The organism is Curtobacterium sp. MCLR17_036 (assembly GCF_003234445.2).
Lineage (GTDB): Bacteria > Actinomycetota > Actinomycetes > Actinomycetales > Microbacteriaceae > Curtobacterium.
Genome location: NZ_CP126269.1, coordinates 3,343,208 through 3,366,115, shown reverse-complemented (window position 1 = coordinate 3,366,115; position 22,908 = coordinate 3,343,208). Strand labels below are relative to the sequence as shown.

The window sequence follows — 22,908 nt, the reverse complement described above, 5'->3', positions numbered from 1 at the left end:
GGCACCGTCCGGGCGCCGGTGGTCACCACCGTCGGCGCCCGGACGGCCGCCAACCTCTCCTACAACTCTTCCGGAGGAACCCTGTGGCACAGGACGTGCTCACCGACCTGAACAAGGTCCGCAACATCGGCATCATGGCGCACATCGATGCCGGCAAGACCACGACGACCGAGCGCATCCTGTTCTACACGGGCATCACGCACAAGATCGGTGAGGTCCACGACGGCGCTGCCACGATGGACTGGATGGCGCAGGAGCAGGAGCGCGGCATCACGATCACGTCGGCCGCGACGACCTGCTTCTGGGACAACAACCAGATCAACATCATCGACACCCCCGGTCACGTGGACTTCACGGTCGAGGTGGAGCGCTCGCTCCGCGTCCTCGACGGTGCGGTCGCCGTCTTCGACGGCAAGGAGGGCGTCGAGCCCCAGTCCGAGACCGTGTGGCGTCAGGCGGACAAGTACGACGTCCCGCGCATCTGCTTCGTCAACAAGATGGACAAGCTGGGCGCCGACTTCTACTTCACCGTCGACACCATCATCAACCGCCTCGGCGCGGAGCCCCTCGTGCTCCAGCTCCCGATCGGCGCCGAGAACGACTTCGTCGGGATCGTCGACCTCATCGAGATGCACGCCAAGGTCTGGCCGGGCGATGCCAAGGGTGACGTCACCATGGGCGCCCAGTACGAGGTCCAGGAGATCCCCGCGGACCTCAAGGACCGTGCGGACGAGTACCGCGCCAAGCTGATCGAGCGCGTCGCCGAGACCGACGACGCCCTGCTCGAGAAGTACTTCGGCGGCGAGGAGCTCACCAAGGACGAGATCAAGAGCGCGATCCGCAAGCTCACGATCGCTTCCGAGGTCTACCCCGTCCTCTGTGGCTCGGCCTTCAAGAACCGCGGTGTCCAGCCGATGCTCGACGCCGTCATCGACTACCTCCCGTCCCCGCTCGACGTGCCGCCGATGATCGGCCACGACGTCAAGGACGAGGAGAAGGAGATCATCCGCAAGCCCGACGCGTCGGAGCCGTTCTCGGCCCTCGCGTTCAAGGTCGCGGTGCACCCCTTCTTCGGTCGTCTGACCTACGTCCGCGTGTACTCCGGCTCGATCGAGTCCGGTGCCCAGGTCATCAACTCGACCAAGGGCAAGAAGGAGCGCATCGGGAAGATCTTCCAGATGCACTCCAACAAGGAGAACCCGGTCGACAACGTGACCGCGGGCCACATCTACGCGGTCATCGGCCTCAAGGACACCACCACCGGTGACACCCTGTGCGACCCGACCAACCAGGTCGTCCTCGAGTCGATGACGTTCCCGGAGCCGGTCATCGAGGTCGCCATCGAGCCGAACACGAAGGCCGACCAGGAGAAGCTCTCCACGGCCATCCAGAAGCTCGCCGAAGAGGACCCGACGTTCCGCGTCGAGCTCAACGCCGAGACCGGTCAGACGACGATCAAGGGCATGGGCGAGCTCCACCTCGACATCCTCGTCGACCGCATGAAGCGCGAGTTCAAGGTCGAGGCGAGCGTCGGCAAGCCGCAGGTGGCCTACCGCGAGACGCTGACCAAGGTCGTCGAGCGCTACGACTACACGCACAAGAAGCAGACCGGTGGTTCCGGCCAGTTCGCGAAGGTGCAGATCGCCCTCGAGCCGATGGAAGTCACGGCCGAGAAGGTCTACGAGTTCGAGAACGCCGTCACCGGTGGTCGCGTGCCGCGTGAGTACATCCCGTCGGTCGACGCCGGTATCCAGGACGCCATGCAGGTCGGCATCCTCGCGGGCTACCCGACGGTCGGCGTGAAGGCCATCCTCAAGGACGGCGCGGCGCACGACGTCGACTCGTCCGAGATGGCGTTCAAGATCGCCGGTTCGATCGCCTACAAGGAAGCGGCCCGCAAGGCCGGTCCGGCGATCCTCGAGCCGATCATGGCCGTCGAGGTCCGTACTCCGGAGGAGTACATGGGCGACGTCATCGGTGACCTGAACTCCCGTCGTGGCCAGATCGCCTCGATGGAGGACGCCTCGGGCGTCAAGGTGGTCCGCGCGAGCGTGCCGCTGTCCGAGATGTTCGGCTACGTCGGCGACCTGCGGTCGAAGACCTCTGGTCGTGCGGTCTACTCGATGACCTTCGAGACCTACAGCCAGGTCCCGGCCAAGGTCGCCGAGGAGATCATCGCGAAGAACGCGGGGGAGTAGCGCTCAGCGCTTCTCCACAGGCGAGGGTGCCCGGCGACGGGCCCCTCGCCACCAAGTAAAGTAACGACACAACACCGCGCACCGACGTCCGAGCCCATCCAGGGCCGGCCGGAGGTGACGCTTTCCGAGTCCTGAGGAGGACCCACAGTGGCCAAGGCCAAGTTCGAGCGCACCAAGCCGCACGTCAACATCGGAACCATCGGTCACGTCGACCACGGCAAGACCACGCTCACGGCGGCGATCACCAAGGTTCTGCACGACCAGTACCCGGACCTCAACGAGGCCCGTGACTTCGCGCAGATCGACAACGCTCCCGAGGAGCGCCAGCGCGGCATCACGATCAACATCTCCCACGTGGAGTACCAGACCGAGAAGCGTCACTACGCGCACGTCGACGCCCCCGGTCACGCCGACTACGTGAAGAACATGATCACGGGTGCGGCGCAGATGGACGGCGCGATCCTCGTGGTCGCCGCCACCGACGGCCCGATGCCCCAGACGCGTGAGCACGTGCTGCTCGCCCGCCAGGTCGGCGTCCCCTACATCGTCGTCGCGCTGAACAAGTCCGACATGGTGGACGACGAGGAGATCCTGGAGCTCGTCGAGCTCGAGGTCCGCGAGCTCCTCGGCTCGCAGCAGTTCGACGAGGACGCCCCCGTCGTGCAGGTCTCGGCGCTCAAGGCGCTCGAGGGCGACGAGAAGTGGGTCAAGTCGGTCCAGGACCTCATGGCCCAGGTCGACGAGAACGTGCCGGACCCGGTGCGCGCCACCGACCAGCCGTTCCTGATGCCGATCGAGGACGTCTTCACGATCACCGGTCGTGGCACGGTCGTCACCGGTCGCGTCGAGCGTGGCACGCTCAACCTGAACGAGGAGGTCGAGATCGTCGGCATCCGCGCGACGCAGAAGACCACCGTCACGGGCATCGAGATGTTCCGCAAGCTGCTCGACCAGGCGGTCGCCGGTGACAACACCGGTCTGCTCATCCGTGGCCTCAAGCGCGAGGACGTGGAGCGCGGCCAGGTCGTCGTGAAGCCGGGTTCGGTCACGCCGCACACCGAGTTCCAGGCGAACGCGTACATCCTGACCAAGGACGAGGGTGGGCGTCACAACCCGTTCTACGCGAACTACCGCCCGCAGTTCTACTTCCGCACCACGGACGTCACCGGCGTCATCACGCTGCCCGAGGGCACCGAGATGGTCATGCCCGGTGACACCGTCGCCATGACGGTCGAGCTGATCCAGCCGATCGCCATGGAGGAGGGCCTCCGCTTCGCCATCCGTGAGGGTGGTCGTACGGTCGGCGCCGGTACGGTCGAGAAGATCATCAAGTAACTCCGGTTCCTTGCGACAGCGGGGTCGGGCCTTCGGGCCCGGCCCCGCTTCGTCGTCCGCGGGTGACGGACGGGAGGCCCGGGTCGTCCCCGGCGCGTCGGTGCACCCCGATCCGTGCTGCGTCCCAGGCGTGTCGGAGTTTGCTGAGGGACGTGACACGTCTCCGCCGCTCCACGACCAACGGTCGTGGCTACCACCGCCTCCGCAGCGGGCGCGGGTTCTCGTACCGCGACCCGTCGGGCAGCACCGTGACCGACAAGGACGTGCGCGAGCGACTCGACGCCCTGGTGATCCCGCCGGCGTGGGACGACGTGTGGATCTCGCCGTACGAGAACGGGCACATCCTCGCCACCGGGATCGACGGTGCGGGGCGGCGCCAGTACATGTACCACCCGTCCTGGCGCGAGCGCATGGACCGCATCAAGTACGACCGGGCCCTCGCCCTCGCCGAGTCCCTGCCGGTCGCGCGTCGTGGGGTCACGATGGACCTGCGGCGCCCCGAGCCCGACCGGCAGCGCGCGCTGGCCGCAGCGTTCCGGATGCTCGATCAGGGGTCGCTCCGGGTCGGCTCGGAGCGCTACGCGACGGAGCACGGCAGCCGCGGGCTCTCGACGCTGCTGTGCGCACACGCGCACGTCTCCGGCGACGACATCGAGCTCGACTTCCCCGGCAAGAGCGGGCAGGAGTGGTCCTCGTCGATCCACGACGCCGACCTCGCCCGGGTCATCGCCGGCATGAAGCGCCGCGGCCCGAACGCGCGGCTGCTGTCCTTCCGCGAACGACGCGGTGCCGAGTGGGAGCCGCTGTCCGCCGAGGACATCAACGCCTACGTCAAGGAGCGCGCGGGGGACGAGTTCACCGCGAAGGACTTCCGGACCCTGCACGGCACGGTCGCCGCCGCGGTCGACCTGGCGAAGACCGGACCGGAGTCGACCCAGGCGAAGCGCAAGAAGGCGGTCTCGCACGCCGTGAAGGCCGCGAGCGAGGAACTCGGCAACACCCCGACGGTGTGCCGACAGAGCTACATCGACCCGCGTCTGCTCGACGCCTACGACCACGGCGAGACCATCGACCCCGACCGCCTCGGCTCCGCGGAGTCCGAGGTGCGTGCCCTGCTCTACCGACAGTGACCGCGTGGCGGTCCGGATGACGTAGCGTTGGTCGACGTGCCGGACCACCCCACACGGCACGGAAGGACCCCCAACAGTCGTGACCGAGTGCATCCACGGTTTCCCCATCGAGCTCTGCGACATCTGCGCGCCACGCCAGCGCGAGGTGTCCGACGCCCCAGCGGCACCGACCCAGCGGCGGACCCGCATCACCACGAACCTCCGCGCGGACCCGCCGGCCTCCGGCCCCGGGACGTCGCTGCGGTCGCCAACGCCGGAGCTGCCGGAGGCCCGGGTCTTCTCCGCGCTGCGGGCACACCACGTGACGCACATCGACAACCTCGACGGCATCGTCGGCGCCGGCGCGATCCTGGCCGCCGAGCAGGCCGAACCCGCCGTCGACGTGAGCTCCCCGGAGACCCGTACCGCCCGCGTCGACGCGCACGCCCCCGACGGCTCGCCCGTCGCCGGCCACGTACCGTTCCTGCTCTCGCCCGACGCGACGCGGTGGGACGAGCTGCGCTCCGGCGCCGAGGGCGAGCGCTGGTCGGACGCGGCGCGGCGCACCCGTGCCGTCGACTACATCGTGCTCGTCGTCCCGGTGTCGACCTTCGGTGCGTCGGTCATCGTCGCCGACCAGGACGCCGACGCCGAGGACGCCCGGTTCGCCGTCGGCCCGGACGCCGCGACGAACCTCATCCGCCGCACGGACTTCACCGACCCGGAGATGCACGGCCTCGAGCTGCTGGCCGGCCCGAGCGTGCCGTTCTCCTCGGTCGCCGTCATCGGCGTCCCGAACGACAAGGCCCGCCAGACGGTCCGCGCGGTGCTCGCCGACCACGGCGGACACGCGCCGCGGGTGGCCGTCTTCCCGCCCTGGTTCGTGCCCCCGGTGACGGCCGAGTAGTCGTCTGCCGAGCGCCCTCCGGACCGTCTCCGGAGGGCGCGCTGCGTTGCTGCGGCGACCCGTGCCTCCAGGCCGGTCGATCCGCGCGGATCCGGGGAAGCGAGCCGGTGCGGACACGCCCGGCATGTCGCGACACGCCCGGGTTGCACGTCGGCCGAGGACATGCGAGACTTGTCCGGTTCCGAATTCCCCGCGGGTGCGAGTCCGCAGGATCACTGCTCTGGCAGTGCACAACCCCCCTGTCCAGCAGGGCTGGGTTGGGCCGCAGGCAGCAGAACACGACTCCCCGAGGTCATGACGGACGCGACACTGTTGCGCCCGGAGTGCGAGGAAGTCGATTGCCCACGCTGGACGGCCATGGTCGCCCGCGCGGTTGACAGGTGAACAGCGGTCATCCCCAGTGGATGCGGCCGGTTGGTTCAGGAAAACAGCACGGTCTGCAGGAATGCAGAGCCGAGCGGCGTCAGGCGGCCAGAGGGTGCGCGGCGCAGAGAGGACAAGAGACACATGGCGGGACAGAAGATCCGCATCCGGCTCAAGTCGTACGACCACGAGGTCATCGACACGTCGGCCCGGAAGATCGTCGACACGGTGACCCGTGCCGGTGCGACCGTGGTCGGCCCGGTGCCGCTCCCCACCGAGAAGAACGTGATCGCAGTGATCCGTTCCCCTCACAAGTACAAGGACTCGCGCGAGCACTTCGAGAAGCGCACGCACAAGCGGGTCATCGACATCGTCGACCCGACGCCGAAGGCCGTGGACTCGCTCATGCGACTCGACCTGCCGGCTGACGTCAACATCGAGATCAAGCTGTAAGGGGGCTGACCAATGGCGAACTCAACCAAGACCGTCAAGGGCCTCCTCGGCAAGAAGCTCGGGATGACCCAGGTGTGGGACGAGAACAACAAGTTCATCCCCGTCACCGTGATCGAGGTCGGCCCGAACGTGGTCACCCAGATCCGCAACGCTGAGCGCGACGGCTACGAGGCGATCCAGATCGCCGCCGGTGCCATCGACCCGCGCAAGGTCAACAAGCCGGCCGCCGGCCACTTCGAGGCCGCTGGCGTGACCCCGCGTCGCACCCTCACCGAGATCCGTACCAACGACTCCGCTGAGTACACGCTCGGCCAGGAGCTCACCGTGGACGGCACGTTCACGGCGGGCCAGAAGGTCGACGTCGTCGGTACCTCCAAGGGCAAGGGCTTCGCCGGTGTCATGAAGCGCCACGGCTTCCACGGCGTCGGCGCCTCGCACGGTGCGCACCGCAACCACCGCAAGCCCGGTTCGATCGGTGCCTCCTCGACCCCGTCGCGTGTCTTCAAGGGCATGCGCATGGCGGGCCGCATGGGTGGCGACCGCGTGACCGTCCTCAACCTCACGGTGCACGCCGTCGACGCCGAGAAGGGTCTGCTGCTCGTCAAGGGCGCCGTCCCCGGCGCTCGTGGCCGTTCCGTCTTCGTCCGCACCGCCGTGAAGGGTAAGTGATCATGGCCACCGAGACCGCAACCACGATCGACGTCCTCGACGCGACTGGCGCCGTCGCCGGCAGCATCGAGCTGCCCGCTGCGCTCTTCGACGTCGAGACCAACGTCCCGCTGATCCACCAGGTCGTCACCGCGCAGCTCGCAGCCGCGCGTCAGGGCACCCACAAGACCAAGAACCGTGGCGAAGTCCGCGGTGCCGGTCGCAAGCCGTTCAAGCAGAAGGGCACCGGCCGCTCCCGTCAGGGTTCGGTCCGCGCTCCGGAGCACACCGGCGGTGGCGTCGTCCACGGACCGACCCCGCGCGACTACTCGCAGCGCACCCCGAAGAAGATGATCGCCGCGGCTCTGCTCGGCTCGCTCTCGGACCGCGCCCGCGGTGGCCGTATCTCCGCTGTGGAGGGCTTCGTCGCGGCCGAGGTGCCGTCGACCAAGACCGCCCGCACGCTGCTCGAGAAGGTCGCGCCCGTCAAGCACGTGCTCGTCGTGCTCGAGTCGGACGACGAGCTCACGCTCAAGTCGATCCGCAACCTGCCGAACGTCCACGCGCTCACGCACGGCCAGCTCAACGCCTACGACGTGCTGAAGGCCGACGCGCTCGTCTTCAGCAAGAGCGCCCTCGACGCCTTCATCGCGTCGAAGACCGCGAAGGAGATCACCGCATGAGCGGCTTCAACAAGGACCCGCGCGACGTCATCATCTCGCCGGTCGTCTCGGAGAAGAGCTACGGGCTCATCGACCAGGGCAAGTACACGTTCATCGTGGACCCCCGCTCGAACAAGACCGAGATCAAGCTCGCCATCGAGAAGATCTTCGACGTCAAGGTCGCGAGCATCAACACGCTGAACCGCCCGGGCAAGACCCGTCGCACCAAGTTCGGTCTCGGCAAGCGCAAGGACACCAAGCGCGCCATCGTGACGCTCAAGTCCGGTTCGATCGACATCTTCACGGCTGTCGGCTGAGGACCAGAGGGATAAATCATGGCTATTCGTAACTACAAGCCGACGACCCCCGGTCGTCGCGGCTCGTCGGTCGCCGACTTCGCCGAGATCACCCGTTCGACTCCGGAGAAGTCCCTGCTTCGTCCGCTGCCGAAGACCGGTGGTCGCAACAGCTCCGGCCGCATCACCACGCGTCACATCGGTGGTGGCCACAAGCGCCAGTACCGCGTGATCGACTTCCGTCGCTCCGACAAGGACGGCGTCGACGCCAAGGTCGCACACATCGAGTACGACCCGAACCGCACCGCGCGCATCGCGCTCCTGCACTACGTGGACGGCACGAAGCGCTACATCATCGCGCCGAACAAGCTCAAGCAGGGCGACGTCATCGAGCAGGGCCCCGGCGCCGACATCAAGCCCGGCAACAACCTGCCGCTGCGCAACATCCCGGTGGGTACCGTCGTGCACGCCATCGAGCTCCGCCCCGGTGGCGGCGCGAAGATGGCCCGCTCGGCCGGCGCCTCGGTGCGTCTCGTCGCCAAGGACGGCCCCTACGCGCAGCTCCGTCTGCCGTCGGGCGAGGTCCGCAACGTCGACGCCCGCTGCCGCGCCACGATCGGCGAGGTCGGCAACGCCGAGCAGTCGAACATCAACTGGGGCAAGGCCGGCCGCATGCGCTGGAAGGGCGTCCGCCCGACCGTGCGTGGTGTCGCGATGAACCCGATCGACCACCCGCACGGTGGTGGTGAGGGCAAGACCTCCGGTGGTCGTCACCCCGTCAGCCCGTGGGGTCAGGCCGAGGGTCGTACGCGCAAGCCGAACAAGCCGAGCGACAAGCTCATCGTCCGTCGCCGTAACGCCGGCAAGAAGCGCAAGTAGGAGTTCCGAAGATGCCACGCAGTCTGAAGAAGGGCCCCTTCGTCGACGAGCACCTGCTTCGCAAGGTCGTCACGCAGAACGAGGCCAACACCAAGAACGTGATCCGTACCTGGTCGCGTCGCTCGATGATCGTCCCGAACATGCTCGGGCACACGATCGCCGTGCACGACGGCCGCAAGCACATCCCGGTGTTCGTCACCGAGTCGATGGTCGGTCACAAGCTCGGCGAGTTCGCGCCGACCCGCACCTTCCGTGGTCACGTGAAGGACGACAAGAAGGGCCGTCGCCGCTAACGCGGGGACGCAGAGGAGGAACGAAATGGTGGAGTCGATCGCACGCGTGCGACACATCCGCGTCACGCCTCAGAAGGCCCGTCGCGTCATCGAGCTGATCCGCGGCAAGCAGGCCCACGAGGCGCTCGCCATCCTGAAGTTCGCCCCCCAGGGCGCTTCGGAGCCCGTGTACAAGCTGGTCGCCTCGGCGATCGCGAACGCACGGGTCAAGGCTGACTCGACGAACAGCTTCCTCGACGAGCGCGACCTCTACGTGAGCCGCGTCTTCGTCGACGAGGGCACGACCCTGAAGCGGTTCCAGCCGCGCGCCCAGGGCCGCGCCTTCCGCATCAACAAGCGCACCAGCCACATCACGGTCGTCCTCGCGACGCCGGACGAGGCCGAGGTTGCCGCGACGAGTAAGAAGGCGAGCAAGTAATGGGCCAGAAGGTCAACCCGTACGGCTTCCGTCTCGGGATCACGACGGACCACGTCTCGCACTGGTTCACCGACAGCACGAAGCCGGGTCAGCGCTACGCCGACTACGTGGCCGAGGACATCAAGGTGCGCGAGTACCTGAAGAAGACCCTCGACCGCGCCGGCGTCGCCCGCATCGAGCTCGAGCGCACCCGTGACCGTGTCCGCGTGGACATCCACACGGCACGTCCGGGCATCGTCATCGGCCGCCGCGGCGCCGAGGCGGAGCGCGTCCGTGGCGAGCTCGAGAAGCTCACCAAGAAGCAGATCCAGCTGAACATCCTCGAGGTCAAGAACCCCGAGACCGAGGCCCAGCTCGTCGCGCAGGGCATCGCCGAGCAGCTCTCCGCTCGTGTCGCGTTCCGTCGCGCCATGCGCAAGGGCCTGCAGGGTGCACAGCGCGCCGGCGCCAAGGGTGTCCGCATCCAGGTGTCCGGTCGTCTCGGCGGCGCCGAGATGTCGCGCTCGGAGTTCTACCGCGAGGGCCGCGTGCCCCTGCACACGCTCCGCGCCAACATCGACTACGGCTTCTACGAGGCCCGGACGACGTTCGGTCGCATCGGCGTGAAGGTCTGGATCTACAAGGGCGACATCACGAACAAGGAGCTCGCTCGCGAGCAGGCGAACCAGCGTTCGTCGCGCCCCGAGCGTCGTGGCGGCCCCCGTGGCGAGCGCGGCGACCGCCGTGGCGGCGACCGCGGCGGCCGTCAGCAGCAGGCCCCGCAGGACGCGCCGGCCGGCGCAGGAGTTGAGGCGTAACCATGCTTATTCCCCGTCGAGTCAAGCACCGCAAGCAGCACCACCCGAAGCGCTCGGGTCAGGCGACCGGTGGCACCAAGGTCAGCTTCGGCGACTTCGGTATCCAGGCGCTCACCCCGGCGTACGTGACCAACCGGCAGATCGAGTCCGCTCGTATCGCCATGACGCGTCACATCAAGCGTGGCGGCAAGGTCTGGATCAACATCTACCCGGACCGTCCGCTCACCAAGAAGCCGGCCGAGACCCGAATGGGTTCCGGTAAGGGTTCGCCCGAGTGGTGGGTCGCCAACGTCAAGCCCGGCCGGGTGCTCTTCGAGCTCTCCGGCGTCAGCGAGGACATCGCCCGCGAGGCGTTGACCCGCGCAATCCACAAGCTGCCCCTCAAGGCACGCATCATCAAGCGCGAGGAGGGCGACGCATAATGGCGATCGGTTCCAAGGAGCTCCGTCCGACGGAGCTCGACACGTTCGAGAACGAGCGTCTCGCTGACGAGCTGAAGAAGGCCAAGGAGGAACTCTTCAACCTCCGCTTCCAGTCGGCCACCGGCCAGCTGGAGAGCCACGGTCGTCTCCGTGCCGTCAAGCGCGACATCGCCCGCATCTACACCGTCCTGCGCGAGCGCGAGCTCGGCATCCGTGCCACTCCTGCGCCCGTCGAGACCGCCACCAAGGCCAAGAAGACGACGAAGAAGGCCGACAAGTCGGCTGAGTCGACCGAGGCCGAGACCGCCGAGGAGAACTGATGGCGAACGAAGAGAAGAACTCCGCCGCCGTCGTCCGCGGCTACCGCAAGACGCGTCGTGGCTACGTGACGAGCGACAAGATGGACAAGACCATCGTGGTCGAGGTCGAGGACCGCGTGAAGCACGCGCTCTACGGCAAGATCATCCGCCGCACGTCCAAGGTGAAGGCCCACGACGAGCTCGGCACCGCTGGTGTCGGCGACCTCGTCGTGATCAGCGAGACCCGTCCCCTCAGCGCCTCCAAGCGCTGGCGCCTGGTCGAGATCCTCGAGAAGGCCAAGTAGGCCCCGGCCTGCTTCGGAATAGGAGACAGCAGTGATTCAGCAGGAATCCCGCCTGAAGGTCGCCGACAACACGGGTGCCAAGGAGATCTTGACCATCCGCGTGCTCGGTGGCTCGGGTCGTCGCTACGCCGGCCTCGGTGACATCATCGTCGCCACGGTGAAGGACGCCATCCCCGGCGGCAACGTGAAGAAGGGTGACGTCGTCAAGGCGGTCATCGTTCGCACCAAGAAGGAGACCCGTCGTCAGGACGGCTCCTACATCAAGTTCGACGAGAACGCGGCAGTGATCCTCAAGGCCGACGGCGACCCGCGCGGTACGCGCATCTTCGGTCCGGTCGGTCGCGAGCTCCGTGACAAGAAGTTCATGAAGATCATCTCGCTCGCGCCGGAGGTGCTGTAAGCCATGGCGAACATCAAGAAGGGTGACCTCGTCCAGGTCATCACGGGCGCGACGCAGGAGCGTGGCGGCGACCGTGGCAAGCAGGGCAGGGTCATCGAGGTCCTCAAGGACAAGAACCGCGTCGTCGTCGAGGGCGTGAACTTCGTCACGAAGCACGTCCGCGTCGGCCAGACGCAGCGCGGCTCGAAGACCGGCGGCATCGAGCAGCACGAGGCATCGATCCACGTGTCGAACGTCGCGATCGTCGACCCGAAGACGAAGAAGCCGACCCGCGTCGGCTTCCGTACCGAAGAGGTGGAGAAGGACGGCGTCAAGAAGACCGTCCGCGTCCGCTACGCCAAGAAGTCTGGTGAGAAGCTCTGATGACTGACACGACTGCCGCGACGACTGAGAAAGTTCAGCCGCGCCTCAAGCAGAAGTACAAGGACGAGATCAAGTCCGCCCTCACCGAGCAGTTCGGCTACGCGAACGTCAACCAGGTCCCCGGCCTGGTCAAGGTCGTCGTGAACACCGGTGTCGGCGAGGCGGCTCGCGACTCGAAGATCATCGAGGGGGCCATCAAGGACCTCACGGCGATCACGGGTCAGAAGCCCCAGGTCAACATCGCCCGCAAGTCCATCGCGCAGTTCAAGCTGCGCGAGGGTCAGGCCATCGGCGCGCACGTCACCCTCCGTGGCGACCGCGCGTGGGAGTTCCTCGACCGCCTCATCTCGCTCGCCCTGCCCCGCATCCGCGACTTCCGCGGTCTCAGCGACAAGCAGTTCGACGGGAACGGCAACTACACGTTCGGTCTCACGGAGCAGTCCGTGTTCCACGAGATCGACCAGGACCGCATCGACCGTGTGCGCGGCTTCGACATCACCGTCGTGACCACCGCGAAGACGGACGACGAGGGACGCGCGCTGCTCCGCCAGCTGGGCTTCCCGTTCCGCTCCAACGAGCAGACGGTCTAAGCTACTTCGAGCGGTGCGGGCCGGGGGATGAACGTCCTCCGGCCCGCACGCACGAACACACCGACCTCGGGGAACCGCCTCGGGGTCACTCGATCGCTCAGGTCGGCATTCGTGGAACGGGTGTCGAAACCAGGCGAGAAATGGACGAACACCATGACGATGACCGATCCGGTCGCAGACATGCTGACCAGATTGCGGAACGCGAACTCCGCGCACCACGACGCAGTCGCACTCCCGAGCTCGAAGCTCAAGAAGAACATCGCCGACATCCTCAAGCGCGAGGGTTACATCAGCGAGTGGAAGGTGGAGGACGCCCGCGTCGGGCAGACCCTCACCATCGACCTCAAGTACGGCCCCGAGCGCGAGCGTTCGATCGCCGGCATCAAGCGCGTCTCGAAGCCGGGCCTCCGGGTCTACGCGAAGTCGACGGAGATCCCCCAGGTCCTCGGTGGCCTCGGCGTGGCGATCCTCTCGACCTCGTCGGGCCTCCTGACCGACCGCGAAGCCGAGCAGAAGGGCGTGGGTGGGGAAGTCCTCGCCTACGTGTGGTGATCGAGAATGTCACGAATCGGACGTCTTCCCATCGACATCCCCGCCGGCGTCACCGTCTCCGTTGACGGTCAGAACGTGGCGGTCAAGGGCCCGAAGGGCGAGCTCGCGCTCGTCGTGGCGGAGCCCATCCAGGCCAAGGTCGAGGAGAACCAGGTCCTCGTCACCCGTCCGGACGACGAGCGCGAGTCGCGTTCGCTCCACGGCCTGACCCGTACCCTCATCGCCAACAACATCATCGGCGTGACCCAGGGCTACACCAAGGGCCTCGAGGTCGTCGGCACCGGTTACCGCGTGCAGGCGAAGGGCTCGAACCTCGAGTTCGCGCTCGGGTACTCCCACTCGATCACGGTCGAGCCGCCGGCGGGCATCAGCTTCGCGGTGGAGGGCAACAACAAGGTCACCGTCGCCGGCATCGACAAGCAGGCCGTCGGTGAGGTCGCCGCGAACATCCGGAAGCTCCGGAAGCCCGAGCCCTACAAGGGCAAGGGTGTCCGTTACGCCGGCGAGAACGTGCGCCGCAAGGCCGGAAAGTCAGGTAAGTGATCATGGGACTCCTCAAGACCCGCGGCAAGAGCAAGGCGGCCGCGAAGGCTCGTCGCCACAACCGCCTCCGCAAGAAGATCACCGGCACCGAGGCTCGTCCGCGTCTCGCCGTCACCCGCTCGTCGCGTCACGTGTTCGTGCAGGTCATCGACGACTCGAAGGGCCACACCCTGGCCAGCGCGTCGACGATGGAGGCAGACCTCCGCTCGTTCGACGGAGACAAGACCGCCAAGGCTCGTCGCGTCGGTGAGCTCCTCGCCGAGCGCGCGAAGACCGCTGGCGTCGAGGCCGTGGTCTTCGACCGCGGCGGCAGCAAGTACGCCGGTCGCGTCGCCGCGATCGCCGACGGTGCCCGTGAAGGAGGGCTGAACCTGTGAGCGACATCGCGAACACGAACGAAGACGCCAACGTCGAGGCCACCGCTGACGCGGCTGCCGACACGACGGCCAAGGCCACGACCGGCAAGGAGGCAGAGGCCCCGGCCGTTGCGGAGCGTCCGGTCGAGACCGCCGCGGGCTCCGCGTCCAACAACCGCGACTCCGCCGACCAGCGCGGCCGTCGTGGTGGCGGGCGTGACCGTCAGCAGGGCCGCGACCGCAACAACCGCGGTGGCGACAGCCAGTTCCTCGAGCGCGTGGTGACCATCAACCGCGTCTCGAAGGTCGTCAAGGGTGGTCGTCGCTTCAGCTTCACGGCGCTCGTCGTCGTCGGCGACGGCAACGGCCTCGTGGGCGTCGGCTACGGCAAGGCCAAGGAGGTCCCCACGGCGATCTCCAAGGGCGTCGAAGAGGCGAAGAAGAACTTCTTCCGCGTCCCGCGCGTCGGCAACACGATCCCGCACCCGGTGCAGGGCGAGGCCGCTGCCGGTGTCGTGCTCCTGCGTCCGGCCGCTGCCGGTACCGGTGTCATCGCCGGTGGTCCGGTCCGCGCCGTGCTCGAGTGCGCCGGCATCCACGACGTCCTGAGCAAGTCGCTCGGCTCGTCGAACACGATCAACATCGTGCACGCGACCGTCGAGGCGCTGCAGCAGCTCGAGGAGCCCCGCGCGGTCGCGAGCCGTCGTGGCCTCGACGTCGACCGGGTCGTCCCGGCTCGTCTGCTCCAGGCCGAGGCCGCTGCACTGCGTGCCGCGACCGAGAAGGCAGGTGCGTGATGGCGACCCTGAAGATCACGCAGATCAAGTCCGTTATCAGCGAGAAGCAGTACCAGCGCGACACCCTGCGCAGCCTGGGCCTCAAGCGCATCGGCCGTACGGTCGAGCGTGAGGACAACGCCCAGAACCGCGGGTACATCGCGACGGTCGCGCACCTCGTGAAGGTCGAGGAGGTCGACGCATGAGCGACGAGAAGAACGAGCGCGTGCAGGTGCTGAAGCTGCACCACCTCCGCCCCGCCGAGGGCGCCAAGAAGGACCGCACCCGTGTGGGTCGCGGTGAGGGCTCGAAGGGCAAGACCGCTGGACGTGGTACCAAGGGCACGAAGGCCCGTTACCAGGTCCGGGTCGGCTTCGAGGGTGGGCAGATGCCGCTGCACATGCGCACCCCGAAGCTCCGCGGGTTCAAGAACCCGTTCCGGGTCGAGTACCAGGTCGTGAACCTGGACAAGATCTCGGAGCTCTACCCCGACGGTGGCGACGTCACCGTTGCGGGCCTGGTCGCCAAGGGCGCCGTCCGCAAGAACGAGAAGGTCAAGGTTCTCGGTCAGGGTGACATCTCCGTGAAGATCACGGTCACGGTCGACAAGGTCTCGGCGTCCGCCGCCGAGAAGATCGTGGCTGCTGGCGGCACCGTCTCCCAGTAACCCCCGTCGGCGGCCCGTGCGTTTGCGCACGGGCCGCCGTTACGGTTTCCTTGACAGTGGCAGGCATCCGCCTGCCGGGTCGGCGCTGCCGACCGACACCGGTACGGCCGCGATCGACGGCCTTCGGTCCCAGAAGTTCGGAGTCCTCGTGTTCAGAGCGGTCGCGCGCATCATGCGCACCCCCGATCTTCGCAAGAAGATCGGCTTCACCCTCGCGATCATCGCGCTGTTCCGGCTCGGGTCGTACATCCCCGCACCGTTCGTCGACTACTCCGCGGTGCAGAGCTGTCTCGCCAGCGCCTCGTCGTCCGGTGGGCTCTACGACCTGATCAACCTGTTCTCCGGCGGCGCGCTGCTGAAGCTCTCGGTCTTCGCGCTCGGGATCATGCCGTACATCACGTCGTCGATCATCGTGCAGCTGCTGCGCGTGGTCATCCCGCACTTCGACGCCCTCTACAAGGAGGGCCAGTCCGGCCAGGCGAAGCTGACGCAGTACACGCGCTACCTCACCATCGCGCTCGGTGTGCTGCAGTCCACCACCCTGATCACGGTCGCCCGCTCCGGCGCCCTCTTCGGTACGAACGCCTCGTCGTCCTGCTCCGCGATCATCTCGAACGACAGCTGGTACGCCATCATGCTGATGGTCGTCACGCTGACCGCCGGCACCGGCCTCATCATGTGGATGGGCGAGCTCGTCACCGAGCGCGGCATCGGCAACGGCATGTCGCTCCTCATCTTCACGTCCATCGCAGCGCAGTTCCCCTCGGCGCTCTGGGCGATCGAGCAGTCGCAGTCGTTCGAGCTCTTCCTGCTCGTCATCCTGGTCGGCCTCGCCATCATGATGGCCGTCGTCTTCGTCGAGCAGTCGCAGCGGCGCATCCCGGTGCAGTACGCCAAGCGCATGGTCGGGCGGCGGACGTACGGCGGCAACAACACCTACATCCCGATCAAGGTGAACATGGCCGGCGTCGTGCCCGTCATCTTCGCCTCGTCGCTGCTGTACCTGCCGGCCCTGGTCGCGCAGTTCAACCAGCCCTCGGACGGCTCGGAGCCGCCCGCGTGGGTGACCTGGATCCAGAGCAACCTGACCTCGGGTGACAACTGGTTCTACATGGTCCTGTACTTCCTGCTCATCGTCGGGTTCACGTACTTCTACGTGGCGATCACCTTCAACCCCGAAGAGGTCGCCGACAACATGAAGAAGTACGGCGGGTTCATCCCCGGCATCCGTGCCGGTCGTCCCACCGCCGAGTACCTCGACTACGTCCTCACCCGGGTGACGCTGCCCGGCTCGCTCTACCTCGGTCTCATCGCGCTCGTCCCGCTGGCAGCACTGGCGCTGTTCGGCGCGAACCAGAACTTCCCGTTCGGCGGTGCCAGCATCCTGATCATCGTGGGTGTCGGCCTCGAGACCGTGAAGCAGATCGACTCGCAGCTGCAGCAGCGTCACTACGAAGGGCTTCTCCGTTGAGCGCACGTCTCATCATCGTCGGACCTCCCGGAGCCGGGAAGGGCACCCAGGCCGGCCGCATCGCCGAATCGCTCGGGATCCCCGCGATCTCGACCGGCGACATCTTCCGCAAGAACGTCGCCGACGGCACGCCCCTCGGTGTGCAGGCGAAGGCGCTCATGGACGCGGGCGAGTACGTCCCCGACTCGCTCACGAACGAGCTCGTCAAGTCGCGTCTGGCCGAGTCGGACGCCGAGCACGGCTTCCTGCTCGACGGCTACCCCCGCACGGTCGGACAGGTCGAGTACCTCGACGCGCTGCTCGCCGAGCAGGGCACCGGGATCGACGCGGTCGTGCAGCTCGTCGCCGACCAGGACGCCCTCGTCGGCCGCCTGCTCAAGCGTGCCGCCGACCAGGGCCGCAGCGACGACAACGAGGACACCATCCGTCGTCGGCAGCAGGTCTACAGCGAGCAGACCGCGCCGATCGTGGCGGCCTACGGCGACCGCGGCCTCGTGGTCGACGTCGACGGGCTCGGCGGCATCGACGAGGTCGGCGACCGGATCCAGGCCGCCCTGTCGTCGCGCGGGCTGACCGCAGCCGTCTGAGCAGCGTGGTGCGCTTCCGCAAGCCGTCGATCTACAAGACGCCCGACGAGCTCCGCGCCATGGTGCGGCCGGGGCTGCTGACGGCGCAGGCGCTCGACGCCGTGCGGGCAGCGATCCGCCCCGGCGTGACGACGGGTGAACTCGACGCCGTCGCCGAGCGGACGATCCGCGATGGCGGCGGGGTGCCTAACTTCCAGCTCGTCCCCGGCTACCGGCACACCCTGTGCGTCTCCGTCAATGACGAGGTCGTGCACGGGATCCCCGGCGACCGGGTCCTGGCCGTGGGTGACATCGTCTCCGTCGACGCCGGCGCCGAGGTGGACGGCTGGAACGGCGACAGCGCCTTCACCGTGGTCGTGCCCGGCGGCGACGCTGCGCTGTCCGCGGCCCGGCAGCAGCTCGCGGACACGACCGAGCGAGCGCTCTGGCACGGCATCGCGGCGCTCGCGCACGCGCGGAACCTGCACGAGGTCGGCACCGTCATCGAGGAGACGATCGACGCGTCCGGCGCGTGGGGCATCGTCGAGGACTACACCGGGCACGGCATCGGCCGCTCGATGCACGAGGACCCGCCCGTCTACAACCACAGCGTCCGTGGTGCGGGGCCGGCGGTCAAGCCCGGTCTCGTGGTCGCCATCGAGCCGATGGTCACCGCCGGCTCGATCGACAGCACGACGGACGACGACGACTGGACCGTCCGCACGGCGGACGGCTCGGACGCGGCGCACTGGGAGCACAGCGTCGCCGTGCACGCCGGTGGCATCTGGGTGACGACGGCCGCCGACGGCGGCGCAGCGGGTCTCGCCCCGCTCGGGGTCACGCCCGTCCCGATCCCGTAGCGACCCCCTTCGGACAGGAGGCCCGGTGCCGGCTGGCACCGGGCCTCCTGTCCGTCCGTGCCTGCGTTCTCACCCACCGCACGCGCAGTGGGAAGCGGATCCGCGCGTCGGAGGGCGGAAGGAACGGCCTCCTCCGCGCGGAACGACTGCCGATGCGCGGAACGACCTCCCACGCGCGGAACAGCCACCAGGGTGCGGGCGCGAGGGGCGCGGGGTCAGTTGCCGACGGAGCAGGTCCGCTCGGAGGCGCTCTGCCCGGTGATGGATGAGGGCAGCGGCGTCGCGGTCGCGGTGCGCTTCGGCGTGGAGGGCGTCGCCGGGGTGCTCGACGCGCCGGACGGGGTGCCCGCCGACGAGGAGCCGCCCGTCGACGCACCGGCGGAGGGGTCCGACGACGGCGTGCCCGACGCGGTCCCGCCGGAGGACGGCGACTCCTGCGCGGCGCGGCCGGTCGACGAGGCGCCGAGCGAGGTGCGGACGTCGTTCTGCAGCGCGACGTTCAGCGTGTGGGCGGTCTGCTCGTCGACGACGACCCGCGCCGCGTTCGTCGGGTCGTCGGCGACGGGGTACTGCACGAACAGCATGTTCGCCGTGCTCATGCCGCGCAGGGCGGTGGCGAGGCCGACGATGGTGCGGGTCCGGGCGAGGCCGTCGGACAGGGTCATGTTCGAGAGGGCGGCGCCCGCGAGCTTGTAGAGCGTCAGCGGGTTCGACAGGGTGCCGTCGGCGGTGACCTTGCGGAGCAGTGCCGACAGGAAGACCTGCTGCGAGCTGATCCGGGCGAGGTCGCTGCCGTCGCCGACGCCGTGCCGGGTGCGGAGGAAGGCGAGCGCGTCGGTGCCCTCGAGCTTGTGGGAGCCCGCGGTGAGGTGGAGCCCGGTGAAGGTGTCGTCGATGGGCTGGGCGACGCAGACGTCGACGCCGCCGAGGGCGTTCGACATCTCGATGACGCCGTCGAAGGTGATGAGCCCGGCGTAGGGGATGCTCAGGCCGGTCAGGTTCTCGACGGTGTCCACGACGCACGAGACACCGCCGTTGCCGAGGGCGGTGTTGAACATGGCCGAGGACGCCGCGGGGTACGTGGTGCCGGTCGCGGGGTTCGTGCAGGCCGGGATCGGGACCATGAGGTCGCGCGGGAAGCTGACGGCGGTGAGCTGCTGGTGGTCCTGCGACAGGTGGATGAGCATCGTGACGTCGTTGCGCGCGCCCTCGACGTCTTCATCGGAGTCGAACTGCCCGACGCGGGTGTCGCTGCCGATGAGCAGGATGTTCGCGCCGCCCTTGATCGCGGTGATGTCGGCGGTCTTGGCGGTGCTCTGGTCGTCGGTGCTCAGCTGCACGGTCTGCGGCGCGGCCTTGAGTTGCGCGCCGGCGATCGCGGCGAGGCTGGTCCCGCTGACGAGGAGCACGGCGGCGGCCGCGGCGACGACGGTGACCGCGGACGTCCACGCACGACGGCGGGCCTGCTTGCCGTGTCGGGCGAAGGGGCGTCGGGTGACGGCGGGCACGTGGTCTCCGTTCGGTGGTCCGGCGCCGAGGAGGGGCTGCCGGACGGGCTTGCTGGTCACGGTACGGTCCGCGCACCCGCGGGCGCCCCGGAGTGCGCCGACAAACCACTGTGGAACACTCAGGTGGTCGACCGGAAGCCCCAGCAGAGGGGCCGTCCGTCGCCGCCACTTGGCAATTGCGGGTTTACCACATAAGATGAATCTTTGGTGTGTCATGCCCTCTCGGGTGTGGCGACCGACCCGCAGACCGGTTCGGGGATCACACCTGTTCCACAACCAAGCGACAGTGAGGCTATGGCCAAGAAAGACGGCGTCATCGAGATCGAAGGCTCGGTGCTCGAAGCTCTGCCCAACGCGATGTTCCGCGTTGAGCTGACGAACGGACACAAGGTCCTCGCGCACATCTCCGGGAAGATGCGCCAGCACTACATCCGCATCCTCCCCGAGGACCGCGTGATCGTGGAGCTGAGCCCGTACGACCTGACCCGCGGCCGGATCGTCTACCGCTACAAGTGATCCGCGAGCTGGAAAGGAACGGCACGGCAACCCTGCCGCGCACGAAGCCAGCGAGCACGAGGAAACAACGATGAAGGTCAACCCCAGCGTCAAGCCCATCTGCGAACACTGCCGAGTGATCCGCCGCAAGGGCCGCGTCATGGTGATCTGCAAGAGCAACCCGCGTCACAAGCAGCGCCAGGGCTAGTCCCCGACGCGTGACCGGTGCGGCGCTGTCCGGCGGACAGCAGGCTGCTCGAGCACGACCCACAACTCAAGATCGACAACGCAGTACCAGAACCCGGTCGCACGACGGCCGGGGGACACCTCGGGGCGGAGGCCCGGGCACCGGTACTGCGCCACACCTCTACTGACAACAGGAGCAGCCAGCACATGGCACGTCTAGCAGGCGTCGACATCCCGCGCGAGAAGCGCGTGGAGATCGCACTCACGTACATCTACGGCGTCGGCCGTACCCGCGCGGTCCAGGCACTCGCCGAGACCGGTATCTCCGGTGACATCCGCGTCAAGGACCTGACCGACGACCAGCTCGTCGCCCTCCGTGACTTCATCGAGGGCAACTTCAAGGTGGAGGGTGACCTCCGCCGTGAGGTCGCAGCCGACATCCGCCGCAAGGTCGAGATCGGTAGCTACGAGGGTCTCCGCCACCGTCGTGGTCTCCCGGTGCGCGGTCAGCGCACCAAGACCAACGCGCGTACCCGCAAGGGACCGAAGCGCACCGTGGCAGGCAAGAAGAAGGCCCGATAGGAGATCATCATGGCTACCCCCAAGACTGCCGCGCGCAAGCCGCGCCGCAAGGAGAAGAAGAACGTCGCCGTGGGCCAGGCCCACATCAAGAGCACGTTCAACAACACGATCGTCAGCATCACCGACCCGTCGGGTGCCGTCCTCAGCTGGGCGTCCTCGGGTGCCGTCGGCTTCAAGGGTTCGCGCAAGTCGACGCCGTTCGCGGCGCAGCTCGCCGCCGAGTCCGCTGCGCGTCAGGCGCAGGAGCACGGCGTCAAGAAGGTCGACGTCTTCGTGAAGGGTCCGGGTTCGGGCCGCGAGACCGCGATCCGTTCGCTCCAGGCCGCAGGCCTCGAGGTCGGCTCGATCAACGACGTCACGCCGCAGGCGCACAACGGGTGCCGCCCGCCCAAGCGCCGTCGCGTCTGACGCGAGGAGCAACCGGCCGCGCCCTGCTCGTCCCCTGATCGGATCCACTCCGACGGGGTCGGGCAGGGCCCGCGGCCATTCCTGGTCGTTCGATCGCGCACATCGGTGCGCGTGATCACAACTCAACAGACCCGTCGGGGCCCGCGTGGCCCCGTCGTACCGCCAAGTGTCATATAGCGGACACTTCGCCGAAAGGAATCCCACAGTGCTCATTGCACAGCGCCCCACCCTGACCGAGGAGTCGATCTCCGAGCACCGCTCGCGCTTCGTCATCGAGCCGCTCGAGCCGGGCTTCGGTTACACCCTCGGCAACTCGCTGCGCCGCACGCTCCTCTCCTCGATCCCCGGCGCGGCTGTCACCAGCATCCGCATCGACGGCGTCCTCCACGAGTTCAGCACCGTTCCCGGTGTCAAGGAAGACGTCACCGAGATCATCCTCAACATCAAGAGCCTGGTCGTCTCCAGCGAGCACGACGAGCCGATCACCGCGTACCTGCGCAAGCAGGGTGCGGGTCAGGTCACCGCTGCGGACATCTCCGCACCGGCCGGCGTCGAGATCCACAACCCGGAACTCGTCATCGCGACCCTGAACGACACGGCGCGCTTCGAGCTCGAGCTCACGATCGAGCGCGGCCGCGGCTACGTCTCGGCCACGCAGAACCGTTCCGAGTTCTCCGAGGCCGGGCAGATCCCGATCGACTCGATCTACTCGCCCGTCCTCAAGGTCACCTACCGCGTCGAGGCGACGCGTGCCGGTGAGCGCACGGACTTCGACCGCCTGGTCGTCGACGTCGAGTCGAAGCCCGCGATCACGCCGCGCGACGCCATCGCGTCGGCCGGTCGCACGCTGGTCGAGCTGTTCGGGCTCGCCCGCGAGCTCAACACGGCGGCCGAGGGCATCGAGATCGGCCCCGCGCCGGTCGACGCGGTGCTCTCGAACGAGCTGCAGACCCCGATCGAGGACCTCGACCTGTCGGTCCGCAGCTACAACTGCCTGAAGCGGGAGGGCATCAACACGGTGTCCGAGCTCGTCGCCCTGTCGGAGACGCAGCTCATGAACATCCGCAACTTCGGTCAGAAGTCGGTGGACGAGGTCAAGGACAAGCTCACCGAGCTCGGCCTGTCCCTCAAGGACACCGTCCCCGGATTCGACGGCGCCCACTTCTACAGCGGGTACGACGAGGACGAGTCCAACAACTGA

General features: G+C 67.8%; 33 protein-coding genes. 32 read left to right on the top strand and 1 reads right to left on the bottom strand.

What is annotated here, in order from left to right:
• Positions 1-83 precede the first annotated feature (83 nt).
• The 27 genes from fusA (at position 84) to map (ending at position 18,528) form a co-directional block, all read left to right on the top strand.
• Positions 84-2,198 carry an elongation factor G gene (fusA, locus tag DEI99_RS15865; protein WP_071259754.1) on the top strand — a complete coding sequence of 705 codons (2,115 nt, stop codon included), beginning with the start codon at positions 84-86 and terminating at the stop codon, positions 2,196-2,198.
• A 147-nt stretch (positions 2,199-2,345) separates the two neighbouring features.
• A complete protein-coding gene (tuf, locus tag DEI99_RS15860) occupies positions 2,346-3,533 on the top strand; it encodes an elongation factor Tu (RefSeq protein WP_071259759.1) in 1,188 nt (395 codons plus the stop codon).
• A 152-nt stretch (positions 3,534-3,685) separates the two neighbouring features.
• Complete coding sequence (locus DEI99_RS15855) at positions 3,686-4,663, top strand: DNA topoisomerase IB (RefSeq protein ID WP_071259761.1); 978 nt, start codon at positions 3,686-3,688, stop codon at positions 4,661-4,663.
• Positions 4,664-4,742: 79 nt separating this feature from the next.
• Positions 4,743-5,549 (top strand): DarT ssDNA thymidine ADP-ribosyltransferase family protein, encoded by an 807-nt coding sequence (locus DEI99_RS15850; RefSeq protein ID WP_111040823.1) that lies wholly within the window; start codon positions 4,743-4,745, stop codon positions 5,547-5,549.
• A 507-nt stretch (positions 5,550-6,056) separates the two neighbouring features.
• Complete coding sequence (rpsJ, locus tag DEI99_RS15845; RefSeq protein WP_017885534.1) at positions 6,057-6,365, top strand: 30S ribosomal protein S10; 309 nt, start codon at positions 6,057-6,059, stop codon at positions 6,363-6,365.
• A 12-nt stretch (positions 6,366-6,377) separates the two neighbouring features.
• The gene (gene rplC / locus DEI99_RS15840) at positions 6,378-7,034 is read left to right on the top strand and encodes a 50S ribosomal protein L3 (protein WP_027466731.1); all 657 of its coding nucleotides are present in this window, start codon (positions 6,378-6,380) and stop codon (positions 7,032-7,034) included.
• 2 nt (positions 7,035-7,036) lie between these two features.
• Positions 7,037-7,696, top strand: a complete 660-nt coding sequence (rplD, locus tag DEI99_RS15835; RefSeq protein ID WP_071259765.1) for a 50S ribosomal protein L4 — start codon at positions 7,037-7,039, stop codon at positions 7,694-7,696.
• Positions 7,693-7,992 (top strand): 50S ribosomal protein L23, encoded by a 300-nt coding sequence (gene rplW / locus DEI99_RS15830; RefSeq protein ID WP_071259768.1) that lies wholly within the window; start codon positions 7,693-7,695, stop codon positions 7,990-7,992. Before rplD ends, rplW begins: the two co-directional genes overlap by 4 nt.
• Before the next feature lie 18 nt (positions 7,993-8,010).
• The gene (gene rplB, locus DEI99_RS15825) at positions 8,011-8,850 is read left to right on the top strand and encodes a 50S ribosomal protein L2 (RefSeq protein WP_071259783.1); all 840 of its coding nucleotides are present in this window, start codon (positions 8,011-8,013) and stop codon (positions 8,848-8,850) included.
• Positions 8,851-8,861: 11 nt separating this feature from the next.
• Positions 8,862-9,143 carry a 30S ribosomal protein S19 gene (gene rpsS, locus DEI99_RS15820; protein WP_017885529.1) on the top strand — a complete coding sequence of 94 codons (282 nt, stop codon included), beginning with the start codon at positions 8,862-8,864 and terminating at the stop codon, positions 9,141-9,143.
• Positions 9,144-9,168: 25 nt separating this feature from the next.
• Positions 9,169-9,561, top strand: coding sequence for a 50S ribosomal protein L22 (gene rplV, locus DEI99_RS15815; protein WP_035809257.1), 393 nt, complete (start codon positions 9,169-9,171; stop codon positions 9,559-9,561).
• Positions 9,561-10,358, top strand: a complete 798-nt coding sequence (gene rpsC, locus DEI99_RS15810) for a 30S ribosomal protein S3 (protein ID WP_022906345.1) — start codon at positions 9,561-9,563, stop codon at positions 10,356-10,358. Before rplV ends, rpsC begins: the two co-directional genes overlap by 1 nt.
• A 2-nt stretch (positions 10,359-10,360) precedes the next feature.
• Entirely contained in the window at positions 10,361-10,780 is a 420-nt protein-coding gene (rplP, locus tag DEI99_RS15805) for a 50S ribosomal protein L16 (RefSeq protein WP_066657030.1), read from the top strand.
• Positions 10,780-11,100, top strand: coding sequence for a 50S ribosomal protein L29 (gene rpmC, locus DEI99_RS15800; RefSeq protein ID WP_071259788.1), 321 nt, complete (start codon positions 10,780-10,782; stop codon positions 11,098-11,100). The genes rplP and rpmC overlap by 1 nt, the downstream gene beginning before the upstream one ends.
• On the top strand, positions 11,100-11,384 hold the full coding sequence (gene rpsQ, locus DEI99_RS15795; protein ID WP_071259791.1) for a 30S ribosomal protein S17: 285 nt from the start codon (positions 11,100-11,102) through the stop codon (positions 11,382-11,384). The genes rpmC and rpsQ overlap by 1 nt, the downstream gene beginning before the upstream one ends.
• A 31-nt stretch (positions 11,385-11,415) precedes the next feature.
• Complete coding sequence (rplN, locus tag DEI99_RS15790) at positions 11,416-11,784, top strand: 50S ribosomal protein L14 (RefSeq protein ID WP_071259799.1); 369 nt, start codon at positions 11,416-11,418, stop codon at positions 11,782-11,784.
• A gap of 3 nt (positions 11,785-11,787) precedes the next feature.
• A complete protein-coding gene (gene rplX / locus DEI99_RS15785; RefSeq protein WP_111040822.1) occupies positions 11,788-12,147 on the top strand; it encodes a 50S ribosomal protein L24 in 360 nt (119 codons plus the stop codon).
• Positions 12,147-12,737, top strand: a complete 591-nt coding sequence (rplE, locus tag DEI99_RS15780; protein ID WP_071259802.1) for a 50S ribosomal protein L5 — start codon at positions 12,147-12,149, stop codon at positions 12,735-12,737. The genes rplX and rplE overlap by 1 nt, the downstream gene beginning before the upstream one ends.
• A gap of 153 nt (positions 12,738-12,890) precedes the next feature.
• Entirely contained in the window at positions 12,891-13,289 is a 399-nt protein-coding gene (gene rpsH, locus DEI99_RS15775; RefSeq protein WP_017885519.1) for a 30S ribosomal protein S8, read from the top strand.
• 6 nt (positions 13,290-13,295) lie between these two features.
• Positions 13,296-13,832 (top strand): 50S ribosomal protein L6, encoded by a 537-nt coding sequence (rplF, locus tag DEI99_RS15770; RefSeq protein WP_071259805.1) that lies wholly within the window; start codon positions 13,296-13,298, stop codon positions 13,830-13,832.
• Positions 13,833-13,834: 2 nt separating this feature from the next.
• The gene (gene rplR, locus DEI99_RS15765; protein ID WP_071259808.1) at positions 13,835-14,209 is read left to right on the top strand and encodes a 50S ribosomal protein L18; all 375 of its coding nucleotides are present in this window, start codon (positions 13,835-13,837) and stop codon (positions 14,207-14,209) included.
• The gene (gene rpsE / locus DEI99_RS15760; RefSeq protein WP_071259828.1) at positions 14,206-14,985 is read left to right on the top strand and encodes a 30S ribosomal protein S5; all 780 of its coding nucleotides are present in this window, start codon (positions 14,206-14,208) and stop codon (positions 14,983-14,985) included. Before rplR ends, rpsE begins: the two co-directional genes overlap by 4 nt.
• Positions 14,985-15,170 carry a 50S ribosomal protein L30 gene (gene rpmD / locus DEI99_RS15755; protein ID WP_173168934.1) on the top strand — a complete coding sequence of 62 codons (186 nt, stop codon included), beginning with the start codon at positions 14,985-14,987 and terminating at the stop codon, positions 15,168-15,170. Before rpsE ends, rpmD begins: the two co-directional genes overlap by 1 nt.
• The gene (gene rplO / locus DEI99_RS15750; RefSeq protein ID WP_071259834.1) at positions 15,167-15,631 is read left to right on the top strand and encodes a 50S ribosomal protein L15; all 465 of its coding nucleotides are present in this window, start codon (positions 15,167-15,169) and stop codon (positions 15,629-15,631) included. The genes rpmD and rplO overlap by 4 nt, the downstream gene beginning before the upstream one ends.
• A gap of 148 nt (positions 15,632-15,779) precedes the next feature.
• A complete protein-coding gene (gene secY, locus DEI99_RS15745) occupies positions 15,780-17,102 on the top strand; it encodes a preprotein translocase subunit SecY (protein WP_071259837.1) in 1,323 nt (440 codons plus the stop codon).
• Positions 17,099-17,689 carry an adenylate kinase gene (locus DEI99_RS15740; RefSeq protein ID WP_111040821.1) on the top strand — a complete coding sequence of 197 codons (591 nt, stop codon included), beginning with the start codon at positions 17,099-17,101 and terminating at the stop codon, positions 17,687-17,689. Before secY ends, DEI99_RS15740 begins: the two co-directional genes overlap by 4 nt.
• An 8-nt stretch (positions 17,690-17,697) precedes the next feature.
• The gene (gene map, locus DEI99_RS15735; RefSeq protein ID WP_111040860.1) at positions 17,698-18,528 is read left to right on the top strand and encodes a type I methionyl aminopeptidase; all 831 of its coding nucleotides are present in this window, start codon (positions 17,698-17,700) and stop codon (positions 18,526-18,528) included.
• Between the two features lie 215 nt (positions 18,529-18,743).
• Here the strand turns inward: map and DEI99_RS15730 are convergent, their stop codons facing one another.
• Complete coding sequence (locus DEI99_RS15730) at positions 18,744-20,036, bottom strand: LCP family protein (RefSeq protein ID WP_284180887.1); 1,293 nt, start codon at positions 20,034-20,036, stop codon at positions 18,744-18,746.
• 294 nt (positions 20,037-20,330) lie between these two features.
• Here DEI99_RS15730 and infA point away from each other — a divergent pair, with 294 nt between their 5' ends.
• The 5 genes from infA to DEI99_RS15705 all read left to right on the top strand — a co-directional run bounded on the left by infA (position 20,331) and on the right by DEI99_RS15705 (position 22,908).
• Positions 20,331-20,552, top strand: a complete 222-nt coding sequence (gene infA, locus DEI99_RS15725; protein WP_017885509.1) for a translation initiation factor IF-1 — start codon at positions 20,331-20,333, stop codon at positions 20,550-20,552.
• Between the two features lie 70 nt (positions 20,553-20,622).
• Complete coding sequence (rpmJ, locus tag DEI99_RS15720; protein ID WP_022903266.1) at positions 20,623-20,739, top strand: 50S ribosomal protein L36; 117 nt, start codon at positions 20,623-20,625, stop codon at positions 20,737-20,739.
• 185 nt (positions 20,740-20,924) lie between these two features.
• Complete coding sequence (rpsM, locus tag DEI99_RS15715; protein WP_058728274.1) at positions 20,925-21,299, top strand: 30S ribosomal protein S13; 375 nt, start codon at positions 20,925-20,927, stop codon at positions 21,297-21,299.
• A 9-nt stretch (positions 21,300-21,308) separates the two neighbouring features.
• A complete protein-coding gene (gene rpsK / locus DEI99_RS15710) occupies positions 21,309-21,707 on the top strand; it encodes a 30S ribosomal protein S11 (protein WP_017885507.1) in 399 nt (132 codons plus the stop codon).
• Between the two features lie 205 nt (positions 21,708-21,912).
• Positions 21,913-22,908, top strand: coding sequence for a DNA-directed RNA polymerase subunit alpha (locus DEI99_RS15705; protein WP_071259847.1), 996 nt, complete (start codon positions 21,913-21,915; stop codon positions 22,906-22,908).